The following is a 17,197-nucleotide window of genomic DNA, read 5'->3' as shown; positions in this document are numbered from 1 at the left end:
CTCCTTTCCTATTCAAAGGGGTTATTCTTGGCAACATTGTTCCGGTATGCAGAAACCACTGTTTTGAAGAAATTAAATATCTTGTAGTGTTCTTTTTGCATAGTTGTTTTGTCGCTCATCATAGGATCGCTATCTACGAAGATATTATATTCATTAGTCTTTTTTAATATAGATTTTTTGGATTGGGTATCAAAATTGAAGCTGTCTAAAACCAACAAACACAATTTTTGTTTTTGAGCGAAACTCAATTTTTGGTTGGTGAAGTTTTTAGTCAAAGTATTCAATTCCACATCATCTTTGACATTTTTCAACAAGTTAGAAAAAGCTTCATAGCCCCTTAAGTATTTCTCATTGATCTTATCAATCGCCATGCTAAACGCCAAGCGTTCCGAGTTAAAAATAAGCGTGTTGGTGGCTTTTTGAGCAATATCTTTTGCTTTGGAGTCAAATTTGTTTCTTTCAAGCTGCAAGTAATAATCTATATTATCCAATTCTTTTCTGCTCAATAAATTAGAAATGTTATTGGAATATTCTTCAATCGCTTGCTTGTAAGATAAAGCTAATCGGCTCGCTTTTTTGTTTTGCTCTTCATCTAAAGAAAACACACCCATTTGAAGCAAAGCCTGAGCCTTATCTTTAGTGGTAGCGGTAGTTTTTTTAAAAATACTGCTCGTTTTCACTTGGGGGTAGTAATAACTCAAACGCTCCTTATCTTCTTTGGTGAATGTTTCTTGGTTTAAAACATAGGCATAAGGGTTAGGAAGAAGTTTCTTGTAAAGAGGGTTATCTTTTAAGGCTTGCTCTAGATCACCATAAGCCTTTGACTTAGCAGTAAGGATTTTACCTCTTGTCTCTTTCTCTAGAGCCTCTTTTTCTTTTTTGTATTTGTTTTCTAAATCTAAAAGGACTTTAGCTCTGTAATCCACAAGCTCTTTGATTTTTTGTTTTCTAAAAACCAAGTCTTCTAAGAAATCATGCGTATTGTTTAAGAGCTTCTTGCGAGCTTTAAGAGCGTCTTCTTTTGCGGCCACTTCTTCTTGTTCTTTTTTTATCTCGTTGAAAAACGAACCAAACTGCTCCACATTAGCCGACAAAACTCCAAACGCAACCAATGAGCTAAAAACGATTTTTGCAAGCATCTTATAGTTTTTGTAACCTTAAATTTTCAAAAAATACCAACACATTCTACCACAATTTCCACAAAACTATGGATCAAAACTTTTCCATGTCAAAAAGGTAAGTAAAATCTAGGTCTTTGAGTATCAAGTTAATAAAATAATAGCTCATTTTTGAAAAATAATAGATCACATCTGAGCGTGTTTAGCTAGTATTCAAAAAAGTTTTTGATTGGATCAGATTAGGGATTATTGGAATCATAAAAATTCAAAAGGGCTTTTTTCCATTTTTTGGTATAACAATAACATTACCTTTCTTAATATAGTGTTATGTTTTTCTTGCTTGTATGCGGCTTGTTGGTATTTTTTAAGTTTCTCTTAAGGTTATTTTTATACAATGGATTGGTGTTTTTTGGATAGAAACTCCTTTATTCCTTGATAGGTGTTTTCTATTCTTTGTTTGACATTAAATAAACAAATCGTTGGTTTGTGTTATATCACATGTTAGTATCAGCATATTAGGGTATTCTTTGGGATTCTGAGCTAGATTAAGGTGGTTTTGTAAAAGACTTATTGTTTCCTATGCTCCTTTGCTCCTTTATAGGTTCACCGCCTTGAACTAGTTCTTTCAAAACCAAAATGAAACGACCGATTAGCAAATTAAAACAAAACTTTTTACAATTCAAACATTCTTTCAACAAACATTTAGATAAGTACAGCCTTTATTATAGGCTGTTCAATATCAGCTCTATCGTTATAGGTTTTTTAATAGCGCTTTTTTCTTATGGGGCAGGGGTGATTTTAGTTTATCCAATATTATTCTTGTTTGCTCTTATAATAAAACCTAGCTTTTTTTATTACACTACTTATCTTTTGCTACTCGTTTCTCTCAGCATAATAAGCAAATACTATCTCCTAAGCCACGCAAATTTCACAATGAAGCTAATCATGCTTATGACTCAATGGCAAAATTGGTTCTTATGATTCGTTCAAAAATTTCTCAAGACTTGATTTAGAGAAATTTCTTTATTTCCACACATTAGCATAAAACCTTACTGACTAAAAACTAAAATCTTTTTAAGCGCATGCACAAAGCTAGCTTATTTGAAAAAACCAATCGATTTTTGGTATTCAAATCCTAAAACCCCATGATTTTAAATTTAAATGAGCGTTTTTTAAAAATAATTCTGCATCTAGTGTGTTAGCAATTTGTTTTTGATATGGTGGTGGTTTTCCAAATTAATATTGAGAAAAATTTGCTATAATTAGGAGATAGAAACAAAAAGGATACGGCTTGTTTGGTGGCAAAATATTTGATTTGTTTGCGATTGGTGGTTGCTTACCGCTTGATTTCATGAGTAATCTTACCAGTGGATTCAAGAATTTTCTTAGTAGTTTTAGGTATGCTATTGTGAAATGCTTCCTACTAAAACACGCATTAGAGATCCGAACAAGCAATAACTTACACAACCGAAAATAAAAGGACTGAGTATGGGAAAAATTTTAGCTTCTTTGTTGGGTGGCGGAATAAATCTTTTTACAGGTTTATCCAATGATTTGTTTTCTATGATATTAAATTTTTTGTTCTTTCTGATGTTAATGATGGGACTTAATGAAATATTAGGGAAAAAATTCAACTTGCCTATGGACAATATCAAGAATTTTATGGCAGAAGTGCTGAATAATGGATTCGATAGTATCAAAAACATGGGATCTGCTTTGGTTGGTAATGGTTTTGGTAGCAGCAAATCAGACAAAACCACTAATAAAATGAGTGTCTCTCAAGTAAGACTCTAGTGGTGTATTAACTATCTAAAGATGAAATTTTTTCATCTTTCATGCAAAGCTTTGTTTGATCAACAAGGCAATAGATTACTAGCTGAACATTATGATTTTATTACTTAAGACTCCTTTTTGAAAATTGAGTTATCTTGACCCTTTATTTTAGTTGTAACGCATTTTTACGACTGATTTTGCTTTTTAAAAATAATATATAATATTAAAACTTTTTTAAATCGGTTTTTAGGGCTATTTGTGAAAGCGTTTTTTGTAGGTTTTGAAAAATAGATATAAGAGTGATTGAAACAATATTTTATGGTTAAAAAATGGTTTCTTGCTCTTTGAATTATGACCGCTCTGAAATTTTCACACAACAGATATTGTATAATTTCAATATAAACCTTTACGATCTGAACAATCTAAAGAGAAACCAAATCCATTGAAGGGACCAAGAGCGATATGAGTAATAACATGCGAAAACTCTTCTTAATGATTGCCAACTCAAAAGATAAGAAAGAAAAACTTATTAAGAGCTTGCAAGAGAACGAACTTTTAAGCACTGATGAAAAAAAGAAAATCATGGATCAAATAAAAACCATGCATGATTTTTTCAAACAGATGCATACAAACAAGGGAGCGTTAGATAAGGTTCTAAGAAATTACATGAAAGATTATCGCGCTGTTATCAAAAGCATTGGTATTGATAAATTTAAAAAGGTTTATCGTTTGCTTGAGAGTGAGACTATGGAACTGTTGCATGCGATTACGGAGAATCCTAATTTCTTATTCTCCAAATTTGATCGATCAATTCTTGGAATATTTCTGCCTTTCTTCAGCAAGCCCATCATGTTTAAGATGAGTATTAGAGAAATGGACTCGCAAATAGAATTGTATGGCACTAAGCTCCCACTATTGAAATTGTTTGTGATGACAGATGAAGAAGTGAATTTCTATGCTAATCTAAAAACCATTGAACAATATAACGACTATGTTAGGGATTTGCTGATGAAATTTGATCTTGAAAAATACATGAAAGAAAAAGGAGTGCAAAATGCTTGATGTGGAAAACGAACAAAAAATCTCGGTGTAACTAACAAAATTCAGTTTGAAAAGTATTCGTCTCAGGCAGAGACAGGATTAAAAAATGATGAGTGCTTCAACTTACTTGATCGCCTTACTTATCAAGTAAAGCTAACGCCCGTTGGCGTTTCTCTCTACCCTTATACTCTCTCCCTTTTTTCTTCCAATCACTTACCACTGAGCAAACTTCTGATTTGATTGCGTAAGTATTCATTCTCTCTTTCTTCTTGCAACTTCTCCCTAACTTCTTCCTCTCTGGCTTGCATGTTCAAGTTGCCATTCTTAAAAATCTCAGAACTAATCACATTCTGCCTCATTTGATAACCTGCACGATTACTCAAGGTTTCTAAAATTTCTCGTTGGTTATTTTTCCTAGTGGTATATTCTTGTTCCTTGTCTTGCAAGAGAGTTTTGTAATACTGATTGATTTTTTCTAGCTGGGCTTTTTCTCTTGCCACTTCATTGATCACTTGCTTGTTGTTTGCTCCACTCACATCATAGCCATGCAAGTTTTTTGTGTTAGCTCCTAGCATTGGCTGACTCCCTTGCAACACATCAAAGGTCTGTGGTTGTTCTTTGTTGTTAGGATTATCATTGTAGTTACTCGCTATCATCACCACACCCTTTTGATTCAAAGTAGGCTGCAAGTAAAAATCAATGTCAGATCTTGCCCCGTTAGCTTGGAAGTAATTCTTGTATTGAAGGATCTTATTGGCATCGCCTATGAGCGTAATCTTTTTAGAATGATGGACAAGTTTGAAAGTTAGTACAACTTGTTTATTATCCAGCAAATAATCCTTGTAATTTGGCAACTTCACTTGCACCATGAATGGTGTGTCTTTGAGTTTGTCATTTAAGGGGATCTCACTATACTTCTCTATCAGTTCATTATACACAGGCGTATAAACATGGTTCTTTTGTTTCACCACTTTTTTCGCATAGTTACTGCACGCGCTTAAAGTTAAGCACAGAATTGTCGCACCGATTAAAACACTTGCTCTCAGTTTCATTGTTGTTTCTCCTTATCGCTCTTGTTTCTTTGAAGTGAAAAGACCATTGATAAAATTTTTATACCAATAACTTTAATAACTTTATAGATCAAATAGCCCATACCTATGAAGCAAATGTTTTTTAAAACAAAGAGCACCTTGTCGTTAGTGCTACCAATTCCTAAGATATATAGTTCATAAATCGATCTAATTGTTTCTAATCCAAAAAACAAAACCGCACCCACACCAAAGGCATAGTAAAAATACTGAAGTTTTAATTTTGTTTTTAGACTTTCCACTAGCTCTGTGTTTTTGCTAGTTCTTAAAAATACAAAATAGACTGCAAACAAAACAAATATCCCACCCATACACAATCCTAACAGATGCTCTAGTCCCCCTATATATCCTAAGAATGAATGAGCGTATGCTTCCATTATTCTTTGTTTGGCTTGTCCTATCTGCATCAGAAGTTCATACCTTTTTTCTTGCGGTAGCTTTTCTATTTCTATTAGGATATTTTTCAACTCTTCTTGATTCTTTAAAGCTTCGTGAAATCTTTGTTCCCCTAAACTCCCTTTAGGATATAACGAGTCTAGCAAATTTAAGAGATCGTTGCTCTGTGAGTTGCTAGGTGGTGGGGCGTTTAGCGGATTGGATCCATGATGTTCTGTTGTATCGTTCATGAAACTCCTTTCAAGAATTAAATTGAGAACTTATTTTGATATTATACCATTCTCTCTATGAGTTGTGATTGTCTCATCTCTTTGAATTAAGCGCTTCTAAAATTTCATTATTGAGTTACGACTGCTTACTCATCGCTCTTACTTTTTGAGTTGCATCGTGTTTTATCTTGCTTCTTGTTTGAAACAATTCGCTGCTTACATTAATTATAAGGAATCTTTGCTCAACGCCTTGTCCAAAAAGGTTTTTGTTAAAGGTTTTTCAAATACATAGTTTTTACAGAAATTTTGCTATAATTAGGGTTATTTTAAGGAGTTTTTAATGAAAAATCTCTCAAGTTTTACAACCAACAAACCAATAATTAAACAATAAAGCTGTCGCATGTTAGGGAAAAAAAACGAAGAAGTCTTGATTGATGAAAATTTGGTTGGGGGTGTGATAGCCCTTGATAGATTGGCAAAACTCAATAAGGCCAATAGGACTTTCAAAAGGGCTTTTTATCTCTCTATGGCACTCAATGTCGTCGCTGTAACGAGTATTGTGATGATGATGCCTTTGAAGAAAACGGATATATTTGTTTATGGCATTGATCGATACACAGGAGAATTTAAAATTGTCAAACGCTCCGATGCTAGGCAAATTGTCAATTCTGAAGCTGTTGTGGATAGCGCAACTTCAAAATTTGTCTCATTGCTGTTTGGTTATAGTAAAAATTCTTTGAGGGATCGTAAGGATCAACTGATGCAATATTGCGATGTGAGTTTCCAAACCCAAGCAATGAGAATGTTCAATGAAAATATCAGACAATTCGTGGATAAAGTCCGAGCAGAAGCTATCATTAGCTCTAACATACAAAGAGAAAAAGTCAAAAATAGTCCCTTAACGAGATTAACATTTTTCATTACCATCAAAATCACACCTGATACGATGGAAAATTATGAATATATTACTAAAAAACAAGTAACTATTTATTATGATTTTGCTAGAGGTAACTCTTCTCAAGAAAATCTTATCATCAATCCTTTTGGCTTCAAAGTGTTTGACATTCAAATCACGGATTTACAAAACGAACAGACAGTAAGCGAAATTTTGAGAAAGATTAAAGAAGTGGAAGCGAAAAATAAGACATTAGAGAAATAAGAGCATGTTTAATCTTAAAAGGACTTTTTTAATAACGATCATGAGTTTTTTTCTCATTGTTCCCAATTGGTTGAAAGCTATTGATTTGCCCATTGTTTCAAATCTCAAAATTTACCAAACAGTTTATTGCATGCTGATACCGAGTTATGTTTTAACCAACAAGAGTTTTGCAGATATTTTGACAGGCTATACATCTATTGGTGCATCAGGGAGTGGAAAGAGTTCAGGACAGGGTGTGATTGAAGCGCTTAGCACACCATTAGCCACAAGTTTAGCCGCTAGCAATCTGGTGAAATATTTGAATACTTTAGGTCCTTTATGGGGATCGGCGTGGGCAAGTGTTGCTACAGCTATACAAGGTTTTGCTCTAACGCCATCAAGTGGCTGTAATTTTGGTTGGAACGCATTGATAAATAAAAACATAGACGTATCCATGGATAGCGTGCTAGACAATTTGAGCAACAAGATTCAGAATTTTACCAAAGGCGGTGTTGAGGACAATGTGAAAGGCAATATTCTTTTGCAAATAATTGGCTCAATAACCGCTCAAGCTTCTACGAATATTACAGCTGATGGTTTAATTTGGCTGATTGGCAAAGAATTCACTGCAAATAAACTGCAAAACAACACTACAGCCATGCTTGCTTTTGCCGCATTAGAATCTGTTGTCAAAGGAGCGGACGCTGCTGTTCTTCCTGCATATGGTGTAGTCAATCTGCCTGATATTATCATAGGGCAAGGGTCATATCTTGATTTTGTTTCTTACCTGATTTATATTGTTTTTGGGATTTTTGTTTTCATTTCTTTTATGAAATTGAGAGATATTTCAAGTAACATTCAGATTAACATAGGTTTTGAATACATGCGATTTGTTGGGGGGACATTATTCAAAATGGCGATGGTCTCTTTTATCGCCTATGCAGGTTTTGGTTATCTTTATAAAATCTCTTATTCCATTTATTTTGGTTTAGCAGGCGCTTTTGGGCTGAATCAAGTTCTTTTTTGGGCTTTAGATTTAGTGCTGAATTACACTGTTAATTCAATTTTACCTGCAGTAAGAGCTGTTTTTTCTAATGTTGGCAACAACGCTCCTAGTTTGTTACAAGGCTTGCAAGTGGCAGGTATTTCTTTATTCGCCATTTTTATGCAAGTAACTATTATTATGAGAATAAGCACTGTGGTTGTGAAACCTTTGATAGCTGGGGCTTTTAGCGGTATTGTGTTCCCTATTGCGGTATGTTTGATCGTGCTAGATTGGTTCAAAGATTCTATGAAAAACATATTGATATGGTTTATTAATAATTTGTTTATCTTGGTTCTAGCTATTCCTATTTTACTCTTTGGTGTTTTGGCATTATTGGCATTCAATTTGACCATAACGCCCTCTGTTGCTATACAAAACATCAATCAAGGGGGACTGGGTATCGATTCAACTATTGCGAGTTTGATCACTCTATTTATTTTAAAAGGTTTCATAGAGACGATTATTGAGAGTGTCAATGCGATCGTTAATACCATTTTCAGCTCTGTCTCTATGGATGGTAGCAGAATGGATAGAGAAAGAGATGCCTTAATGGTAGGAAGAGTTGGTGGATCTATGTTTAAAGGATAAGCCACTTTATTCTTGTGTTACAATTACAAATATTTTTTAAGAGGAATTGTTGATGGAGCAGGCATTTTTTAAAAAAATTGTTGGCTGTTTCTGTCTTGGTTATTTATTTTTATCTAGCGTAATAGAAGCAGCAGCACCTGACATTAAAAATTTTAATCGTGGTAGGGTGAAAGTGGTGAATAAGAAGATTGCTTATTTGGGAGATGAAAAACCCATCACGATTTGGACTTCATTAGACAATGTTACTGTGATCCAACTTGAAAAAGATGAAACTATTTCTTACATCACAACAGGTTTCAATAAAGGTTGGAATATTGTGCCTAATTCTAATCACATATTCATTCAACCTAAATCGGTAAAAAGTAATCTCATGTTTGAAAAAGAAGCAGTGAATTTTGCCCTAATGACAAGAGATTACCAAGAATTTTTAAAAACAAAAAAACTTATCGTAGATGCGCCTGACCCTAAAGAATTAGAAGAACAAAAAAAAGCTCTAGAAAAAGAAAAAGAAGCTAAAGAACAAGCACAAAAAGCGCAAAAAGATAAAAGAGAAAAAAGAAAGGAGGAGCGTGCAAAAAATAGAGCCAATTTAGAAAATCTCACTAACGCTATGAGTAACCCACAAAATTTGAGCAATAACAAAAATCTTAGCGAATTGATCAAGCAACAGAGAGAAAATGAATTAGACCAAATGGAACGACTAGAGGACATGCAAGAGCAGGCTCAAGCTAACGCGCTCAAACAAATTGAAGAACTCAACAAGAAACAAGCTGAAGAGGCAGTCAGGCAAAGAGCCAAGGATAAAATCAGTATTAAGACAGATAAATCTCAAAAAAGCCCCGAGGATAACTCCGTAGAATTATCTCCTAGCGATAGCGCTTGGAGGACTAATCTTGTTGTGCGGACCAATAAAGCCTTGTATCAATTCATTTTGAGGATAGCTCAAAAAGACAATTTTGCTTCAGCGTATCTAACGGTCAAATTAGAATACCCACAAAGACACGAAGTCTCTAGCGTTATTGAAGAGGAATTAAAAAAGAGAGAAGAAGCAAAGAGGCAGAGAGAATTGATCAAGCAAGAAAATCTCAACACCACAGCCTACATCAATAGAGTAATGATGGCGAGCAATGAACAGATTATCAACAAAGAAAAAATAAGAGAAGAAAAACAAAAAATTATCTTAGATCAAGCAAAGGCGCTAGAGACCCAATATGTGCATAATGCGTTAAAAAGAAACCCTGTGCCTAGAAACTACAATTACTACCAAGCACCTGAAAAACGCTCTAAACATATTATGCCCTCTGAAATTTTTGATGATGGCACATTCACTTATTTTGGTTTCAAAAACATCACTCTCCAACCTGCTATTTTTGTGGTTCAACCTGATGGGAAATTGAGCATGACTGATGCCGCCATTGATCCTAACATGACTAATTCAGGATTGAGATGGTATAGAGTTAATGAAATTGCAGAGAAGTTTAAGCTCATTAAAGACAAAGCCCTTGTAACAGTGATTAATAAAGGCTATGGGAAAAATCCATTGACAAAAAATTACAATATCAAAAACTATGGTGAATTGGAGCGTGTGATTAAAAAGCTCCCTCTTGTCAGAGATAAATAAAAAGGCGTTAAGACATGAATGAAGAAAACGATAAACTTGAAACTTCTAAAAAAGCCCAACAAGATTCACCCCAAGATCTATCTAATGAAGAAGCAACGGAAGCCAATCATTTTGAAGATCTTTTAAAAGAAGAAAGTTCAGACAATCATCTTGACAATTCCACAGAAACTAAAACCCATTTTGATGAAGACAAGCCAGAAGAAACCCAAACTCAAATGGATTCTGGAGGTAATGAAACTTCAGAATCTAGCAATGGCAGTCTAGCAGACAAGTTATTCAAGAAAGCCAGAAAATTAGTTGATGATAAAAGACCTTTCACTCAGCAAAAGAGTTTAGATGAAGAAACCCAAAAACTGAACGAAGAAGATGATCGAGAAAATAATGAGCATCAAGAAGAAACTCAAACGGACTTGATTGATGATGAAACTTCTGAAAAAACCCAACAAGATTCACCCCAAGATCTATCTAATGAAGAAGCAACAGAAGCCAATCATTTTGAAGATCTTTTAAAAGAAGAAAGCTCAGACAATCATCTTGACAACCCCACAGAAAGCTCAGACAATCATCTTGACAACCCCACAGAAACTAAAACCCATTTTGATGAAGACAAGCTAGAAGAAATAACTGACGACTCTAACGATCAAGAGATTATCAAAGGAAGCAAAAAGAAATACATTATTGGTGGCATTGTAGTCGCCGTTCTTATCGTGATTATTTTATTTTCTAGAAGCATTTTTCACTACTTTGTACCTTTGGAAGATAAAAGCTCTCGTTTTAGCAAAGACAGGAATCTTTATGTTAATGATGAAATCCAAATAAGGCAAGAGTATAACCGATTGCTGAAAGAACGGAATGAAAAAGGCAATATGATCGATAAGAATCTTTTCTTCAATGACGATCCCAATAGAACCTTATACAACTATTTGAATATTGCAGAAATTGAGGACAAAAACCCATTGAGAGCCTTTTATGAGTGTATTAGTAATGGTGGCAACTATGAAGAATGTTTGAAGCTTATCAAAGACAAAAAACTTCAAGATCAAATGAAAAAGACTCTAGAGGCTTATAATGATTGCATCAAAAATGCCAAAACTGAAGAAGAAAGGATCAAGTGTTTAGATTTAATCAAAGATGAAAACCTAAAAAAAAGCTTACTAAACCAACAAAAAGTTCAAGTGGCTCTAGATTGTTTGAAAAACGCTAAAACCGATGAAGAACGGAAAGAGTGCCTAAAACTCATAAATGACCCTGAGATTAGAGAGAAATTCCGTAAGGAATTAGAGCTTCAAAAAGAGCTTCAAGAGTATAAGGATTGTATCAAAAACGCCAAAACAGAAGCTGAGAAAAACGAATGCTTGAAAGGCTTGTCTAAAGAAGCTATAGAAAGATTGAAACAACAAGCGCTAGATTGTTTGAAAAACGCTAAAACCGATGAAGAACGAAACGAGTGCTTGAAAAATATTCCCCAAGACTTGCAAAAAGAACTACTAGCTGATATGAGCGTCAAGGCTTACAAGGACTGCGTTTCAAGAGCTAGGAATGAAAAAGAGAAAAAAGAGTGTGAGAAATTGCTCACCCCTGAAGCGAAAAAAAAGTTAGAACAACAGGTTCTAGATTGTTTGAAAAACGCTAAAACCGATGAAGAACGAAAAAAGTGTTTGAAAAATCTCCCTAAAGACTTACAAAGCGATATTTTAGCTAAAGAGAGCCTGAAAGCTTATAAAGACTGTGCATCTCAAGCCAAAACTGAAGCTGAGAAACAAGAATGCGAGAAATTGCTCACGCCCGAAGCGAAAAAACTTTTAGAAGAAGAAGCCAAAGAGAGCGTTAAGGCTTATTTGGATTGCGTATCTCAAGCCAAAACTGAAGCTGAGAAACAAGAATGCGAGAAATTGCTCACGCCTGAAGCGAAAAAAAAGTTAGAAGAAGCTAAAAAGAGCGTTAGAGCTTATTTGGATTGCGTATCTCAAGCCAAAACTGAAGCTGAGAAACAAGAATGCGAGAAATTACTCACGCCTGAAGCGAGGAAACTATTAGAGAATCAAGCGCTAGATTGTTTGAAAAACGCTAAAACCGATGAAGAACGGAAAGAGTGCTTGAAAGATCTCCCTAAAGACTTACAGAAAAAGGTTTTAGCCAAAGAGAGTGTTAGGGTTTATTTGGATTGCGTATCAAAAGCCAAAACTGAAGCTGAGAAAAAAGAGTGTGAGAAATTGCTCACGCCTGAAGCGAGGAAACTATTAGAAGAAGCTAAAGAGAGTGTTAAGGCTTACAAAGACTGCGTATCAAGAGCTAGAAATGAAAAAGAGAAACAAGAATGCGAGAAATTACTCACGCCTGAAGCGAAAAAACTATTAGAAGAATCTAAAAAAAGCGTTAAGGCTTATTTGGATTGCGTATCAAAAGCCAAAAACGAAGCTGAAAGAAAAGAATGCGAGAAATTGCTCACGCCCGAAGCGAGGAAACTATTAGAAGAAGCTAAAGAGAGTGTTAAGGCTTACAAAGACTGCGTATCAAGAGCTAGAAATGAAAAAGAGAAACAAGAATGCGAGAAATTGCTCACGCCTGAAGCGAGGAAACTATTAGAGAATCAAGCGCTAGATTGTTTGAAAAACGCTAAAACCGAAGCTGAGAAAAAAAGGTGTGTCAAAGATCTCCCTAAAGACTTACAGAAAAAGGTTTTAGCCAAAGAGAGTGTTAGGGTTTATTTGGATTGCGTATCAAAAGCCAAAACTGAAGCTGAGAAAAAAGAGTGTGAGAAATTGCTCACGCCTGAAGCGAGGAAACTATTAGAAGAAGCTAAAGAGAGTGTTAAGGCTTACAAAGACTGCGTATCAAGAGCTAGAAATGAAAAAGAGAAACAAGAATGCGAGAAATTACTCACGCCTGAAGCGAGGAAACTATTAGAGCAAGAAGTTAAAAAAAGCGTTAAGGCTTATTTGGATTGCGTTTCAAGAGCTAGGAATGAAAAAGAGAAACAAGAATGCGAGAAATTACTCACGCCTGAAGCGAGGAAACTATTAGAGAATCAAGCGCTAGATTGTTTGAAAAACGCTAAAACCGAAGCTGAGAAAAAAAGGTGTGTCAAAGATCTCCCTAAAGACTTACAGAAAAAGGTTTTAGCCAAAGAGAGTGTTAGGGTTTATTTGGATTGCGTATCAAAAGCCAAAAACGAAGCTGAGAAAAAAGAGTGCGAGAAATTGCTCACGCCCGAAGCGAGGAAACTATTAGAAGAATCTAAAAAAAGCGTTAAGGCTTATTTGGATTGCGTATCAAAAGCCAAAAACGAAGCTGAAAGAAAAGAATGCGAGAAATTGCTCACGCCCGAAGCGAGGAAACTATTAGAAGAATCTAAAAAAAGCGTTAAGGCTTATTTGGATTGCGTATCAAAAGCCAAAAACGAAGCTGAAAGAAAAGAATGCGAGAAATTGCTCACGCCTGAAGCGAGGAAACTATTAGAAGAAGCTAAAGAGAGTGTTAAGGCTTACAAAGACTGCGTATCAAGAGCTAGAAATGAAAAAGAGAAACAAGAATGCGAGAAATTGCTCACGCCTGAAGCGAAAAAACTATTAGAAGAATCTAAAAAAAGCGTTAAGGCTTATTTGGATTGCGTATCAAAAGCCAAAAACGAAGCTGAAAGAAAAGAATGCGAGAAATTGCTCACGCCTGAAGCGAGGAAACTATTAGAAGAAGCTAAAGAGAGTGTTAAGGCTTACAAAGACTGCGTATCAAGAGCTAGAAATGAAAAAGAGAAACAAGAATGCGAGAAATTACTCACGCCTGAAGCGAGGAAATTTTTAGAGAAACAGCGCCAACAAAAAGATAAAGCGATAAAGGATTGCTTGAAAAACGCCAATCCTAACGACAGAGCGGCTATCATGAAGTGTTTGGATGGTTTGAGCGATGAAGAGAAGCTCAAATACCTGCAAGAAGCCAGAGAAAAGGCTGTCTTGGATTGTTTGAAAACGGCTAGGACCGATGAAGAAAAAAGGAAATGCCAAAACCTTTATAGCGATTTGATCCAAGAAATCCAAAATAAAAAGGCACAGAACCAACAAAATCAATTGAGTAAAACAGAAAGGTTGCATCAAGCAAGCGAGTGCTTGGATAACTTAGATGACCCTACTGATCAAGAAGCCATAGAGCAATGTTTAGAGGGATTGAGCGATAGCGAAAGGGCGCTAATTCTAGGAATCAAACGACAAGCTGATGAAGTGGATCGGATCTATAGCGATCTAAGAAGCCGCAAAACCTTTGATAACATGGCGGCTAAAGGTTATCCATTGTTGCCAATGGATTTTAAAAATGGTGGCGATATTGCCACTATTAACGCCACTAATGTTGATGCGGACAAAATAGCTAGCGATAATCCTATTTATGCTTCCATAGAGCCTGATATTACTAAGCAATACGAAACAGAGAAAACCATTAAGGATAAGAGTTTAGAAGCTAAATTAGCTAAGGCTTTAGGTGGCGATAAAAAAGATGATGATAAAGAAAAAAGTAAAAAACCCACAGCAGAAACTAAAGCAGAAAGCAATAAGATAGACAAAGATGTCGCAGAAACTGCCAAAAATATCAGCGAAATCGCTCTTAAGAACAAAAAAGAAAAGAGTGGGGATTTTGTAGATGAAAATGGTAATCCCGTTGATGATAAAAAGAAAGAAGAAAAACAAGATGAAACAAGCCCTGTCAAACAGGCCTTTATAGGCAAGAGTGATCCCACATTTGTTTTAGCGCAATACACCCCCATTGAAATCACTCTGACTTCTAAAGTAGATGCCACTCTCACGGGTATAGTGAGTGGGGTTGTAGCCAAAGATGTATGGAACATGAACGGCACTATGATCTTATTAGACAAAGGCACTAAGGTGTATGGGAATTATCAAAGCGTGAAAGGTGGCACGCCTATTATGACTCGTTTGATGATAGTCTTTACTAAAGCCATTACGCCTGATGGGGTGATTATACCTCTAGCAAACGCTCAAGCAGCAGGCATGTTGGGTGAAGCAGGGGTAGATGGCTATGTGAATAATCACTTCATGAAGCGCATAGGCTTTGCTGTGATAGCAAGCGTGGTTAATAGCTTCTTGCAAACCGCGCCTATCATAGCCCTAGATAAACTCATAGGTCTTGGCAAAGGTAGAAGTGAAAGGACACCTGAATTTAATTACGCTTTGGGTCAAGCTATCAATGGCAGTATGCAAAGTTCAGCTCAGATGTCTAATCAAATTCTAGGGCAACTGATGAATATCCCCCCAAGTTTTTACAAAAATGAGGGCGATAGCATTAAGATTCTCACAATGGACGATATTGATTTTAGTGGTGTGTATGATGTTAAAATTACCAACAAATCTGTGGTAGATGAAATCATCAAACAAAGCACCAAAACTTTGTCTAGAGAACATGAAGAAATCACCACAAGCCCCAAAGGTGGCAATTGATTCAAGAGAAAGGATAAAATGTATTCATGTTATTTAAACTCGGTTCTTTACAAAATAAAAGACAAAACCAACTAGGCTCTTCTAGAGGATATAGTGGCGGAAAAAACCAAGCAAAAACAATGAAAGGAAACAGCAATGGAACTAGGTTTCAATGAAACAGAAAGACAAAAGATCTTAGACAGCAACAGTTCTCTTATAAGAAATGCGAATGAAGTAAGGGATAAGTTTATTCAAAATTACGCCATTTCTTTAAAAGATAGCAACGATCCGCAAGATTTTTTGAGAAGGGTTCAAGAGTTAAGAATCAATATGCAAAAGAATTTTATTAGTTTTGATACTTATTACAACTATTTAAACAACCTTGTGTTAGCCAGTTACAATCGTTGCAAACAAGAAAAGACTTTTGCAGAAAGCACGATCAAAAATGAACTAACGCTTGGAGAGTTTGTTGCAGAAATTTCTGACAACTTCAATAATTTCATGTGTGATGAAGTGGCAAGAATTTCAGACCTAGTGGCTTCTTATCTGCCAAGAGAGTATTTACCGCCATTCATAGATGGCAATATGATGGGCGTGGCGTTTCAGATTCTAGGGATAGATGATTTTGGGAGGAAGCTCAATGAGATTGTCCAAGATATAGGGACTAAATATATTATTTTGAGCAAAAATAAGACTTATCTCACTTCTTTAGAAAGGGCTAAATTGATAACCCAGTTAAAATTAAATTTGGAATAAGAACATGACTGAAGACAGATTGAGTGCAGAAGATAAAAAATTTCTAGAAGTAGAAAGAGCCTTAAAAGAAGCGGCATTAAATCCTCTAAGGCATGCTACTGAAGAACTTTTTGGTGATTTTTTAAAAATGGAAAATATCACTGAGATTTGTTACAATGGGGACAAGGTTGTATGGGTTTTAAAAAATAATGGCGAATGGCAACCGTTTGATGTGAGAAACAAGAAAGCCTTTAGCTTATCTCGTTTAATGCATTTCGCTCGGTGTTGTGCAAGTTTTAAGAAAAAAACAATAGACAACTATGAAAATCCTATTTTGAGTAGCAATTTAGCGAATGGTGAAAGGGTGCAGATTGTCCTTTCCCCTGTTACAGTTAATGATGAAACCATTTCCATATCCATAAGGATACCTAGCAAAACAACCTATCCTCATAGCTTTTTTGAAGAACAAGGTTTTTATAATCTACTAGACAACAAAGAACAAGCGATCAGCGCGATTAAAGATGGTATTGCTATTGGCAAGAATGTGATTGTTTGTGGTGGCACAGGAAGCGGTAAAACGACTTATATCAAAAGCATCATGGAGTTTATCCCCAAAGAAGAAAGAATCATATCCATTGAAGACACCGAAGAGATCGTATTCAAACACCACAAGAACTACACACAGCTTTTTTTTGGTGGGAATATCACCTCTGCTGATTGCTTAAAGTCATGTTTGAGAATGCGGCCTGATAGAATCATTTTAGGGGAACTCAGAAGCAGTGAGGCATACGATTTTTATAATGTGCTTTGTAGCGGCCATAAAGGCACGCTAACCACTCTACATGCAGGGAGCAGTGAAGAAGCGTTTATTCGTTTAGCTAACATGAGTTCATCTAATAGCGCAGCAAGGAATATCAAGTTTGAAAGTCTCATTGAAGGCTTTAAAGATTTGATTGATATAATTGTTCATATCAACCACCACAAACAGTGTGATGAGTTTTATATCAAACATAGGTAGTAGG

At 35.5% G+C, this 17,197-nt stretch carries 12 protein-coding genes and 2 pseudogenes; 10 read left to right on the top strand and 4 right to left on the bottom strand.

Translation table 11 applies throughout. The features are described from left to right. Positions 1 to 8: 8 nt before the first annotated feature. Positions 9 to 1,139: a type IV secretion system apparatus protein CagM gene (locus D2C72_01895; GenBank protein ID QEF43192.1), complete on the bottom strand. Its 1,131-nt coding sequence runs from the start codon at positions 1,137 to 1,139 to the stop codon at positions 9 to 11. A 496-nt stretch (positions 1,140 to 1,635) separates the two neighbouring features. Beyond that, a pseudogene (locus D2C72_01890) lies at positions 1,636 to 1,816 on the bottom strand (hypothetical protein). On the opposite strand from D2C72_01890, the gene D2C72_01885 reads away from it, so the two are divergent. The 4 genes from D2C72_01885 to D2C72_01870 all read left to right on the top strand — a co-directional run bounded on the left by D2C72_01885 (position 1,755) and on the right by D2C72_01870 (position 3,953). Beyond that, complete coding sequence (locus D2C72_01885) at positions 1,755 to 2,099, top strand: cag pathogenicity island protein (protein ID QEF43191.1); 345 nt, start codon at positions 1,755 to 1,757, stop codon at positions 2,097 to 2,099. The pseudogene D2C72_01890 and the gene D2C72_01885 sit on opposite strands and share 62 nt — an antisense overlap. A gap of 310 nt (positions 2,100 to 2,409) precedes the next feature. After that, positions 2,410 to 2,595 carry a hypothetical protein gene (locus D2C72_01880; protein QEF43190.1) on the top strand — a complete coding sequence of 62 codons (186 nt, stop codon included), beginning with the start codon at positions 2,410 to 2,412 and terminating at the stop codon, positions 2,593 to 2,595. Between the two features lie 11 nt (positions 2,596 to 2,606). After that, complete coding sequence (locus D2C72_01875) at positions 2,607 to 2,912, top strand: cag pathogenicity island protein (protein QEF43189.1); 306 nt, start codon at positions 2,607 to 2,609, stop codon at positions 2,910 to 2,912. Between the two features lie 441 nt (positions 2,913 to 3,353). Next, entirely contained in the window at positions 3,354 to 3,953 is a 600-nt protein-coding gene (locus tag D2C72_01870; protein QEF43188.1) for a cag pathogenicity island protein, read from the top strand. Positions 3,954 to 4,141: 188 nt separating this feature from the next. On the opposite strand, the gene D2C72_01865 is transcribed toward D2C72_01870, so the two are convergent. Together D2C72_01865 and D2C72_01860 are read right to left on the bottom strand one after the other, a co-directional pair. Then, positions 4,142 to 4,984, bottom strand: coding sequence for a type IV secretion system apparatus protein CagT (locus tag D2C72_01865; GenBank protein QEF43187.1), 843 nt, complete (start codon positions 4,982 to 4,984; stop codon positions 4,142 to 4,144). Positions 4,985 to 4,996: 12 nt separating this feature from the next. After that, a pseudogene (locus D2C72_01860) lies at positions 4,997 to 5,646 on the bottom strand (cag pathogenicity island protein). A gap of 379 nt (positions 5,647 to 6,025) precedes the next feature. Between D2C72_01860 and D2C72_01855 the strand changes: the two are divergent. The 6 genes from D2C72_01855 (at position 6,026) to virB11 (ending at position 17,193) form a co-directional block, all read left to right on the top strand. After that, on the top strand, positions 6,026 to 6,784 hold the full coding sequence (locus D2C72_01855; GenBank protein QEF43186.1) for a virB8 family protein: 759 nt from the start codon (positions 6,026 to 6,028) through the stop codon (positions 6,782 to 6,784). Positions 6,785 to 6,788: 4 nt separating this feature from the next. Continuing rightward, entirely contained in the window at positions 6,789 to 8,396 is a 1,608-nt protein-coding gene (locus D2C72_01850; protein ID QEF43185.1) for a cag pathogenicity island protein, read from the top strand. 52 nt (positions 8,397 to 8,448) lie between these two features. Then, a complete protein-coding gene (gene cagX, locus D2C72_01845; protein ID QEF43184.1) occupies positions 8,449 to 10,017 on the top strand; it encodes a type IV secretion system apparatus protein CagX in 1,569 nt (522 codons plus the stop codon). A gap of 14 nt (positions 10,018 to 10,031) precedes the next feature. Beyond that, the gene (locus tag D2C72_01840; protein QEF43183.1) at positions 10,032 to 15,461 is read left to right on the top strand and encodes a cag pathogenicity island protein; all 5,430 of its coding nucleotides are present in this window, start codon (positions 10,032 to 10,034) and stop codon (positions 15,459 to 15,461) included. Between the two features lie 135 nt (positions 15,462 to 15,596). After that, positions 15,597 to 16,196, top strand: coding sequence for a sodium:calcium antiporter (locus D2C72_01835; GenBank protein QEF43182.1), 600 nt, complete (start codon positions 15,597 to 15,599; stop codon positions 16,194 to 16,196). 4 nt (positions 16,197 to 16,200) lie between these two features. Beyond that, positions 16,201 to 17,193 carry a P-type DNA transfer ATPase VirB11 gene (virB11, locus tag D2C72_01830; GenBank protein QEF43181.1) on the top strand — a complete coding sequence of 331 codons (993 nt, stop codon included), beginning with the start codon at positions 16,201 to 16,203 and terminating at the stop codon, positions 17,191 to 17,193. Positions 17,194 to 17,197 lie beyond the last annotated feature (4 nt).

The sequence above is a fragment of the Helicobacter pylori genome (assembly GCA_008032955.1).
GTDB lineage: Bacteria > Campylobacterota > Campylobacteria > Campylobacterales > Helicobacteraceae > Helicobacter > Helicobacter pylori_DC.
This window is presented reverse-complemented; position numbering and strand designations above follow the sequence as displayed.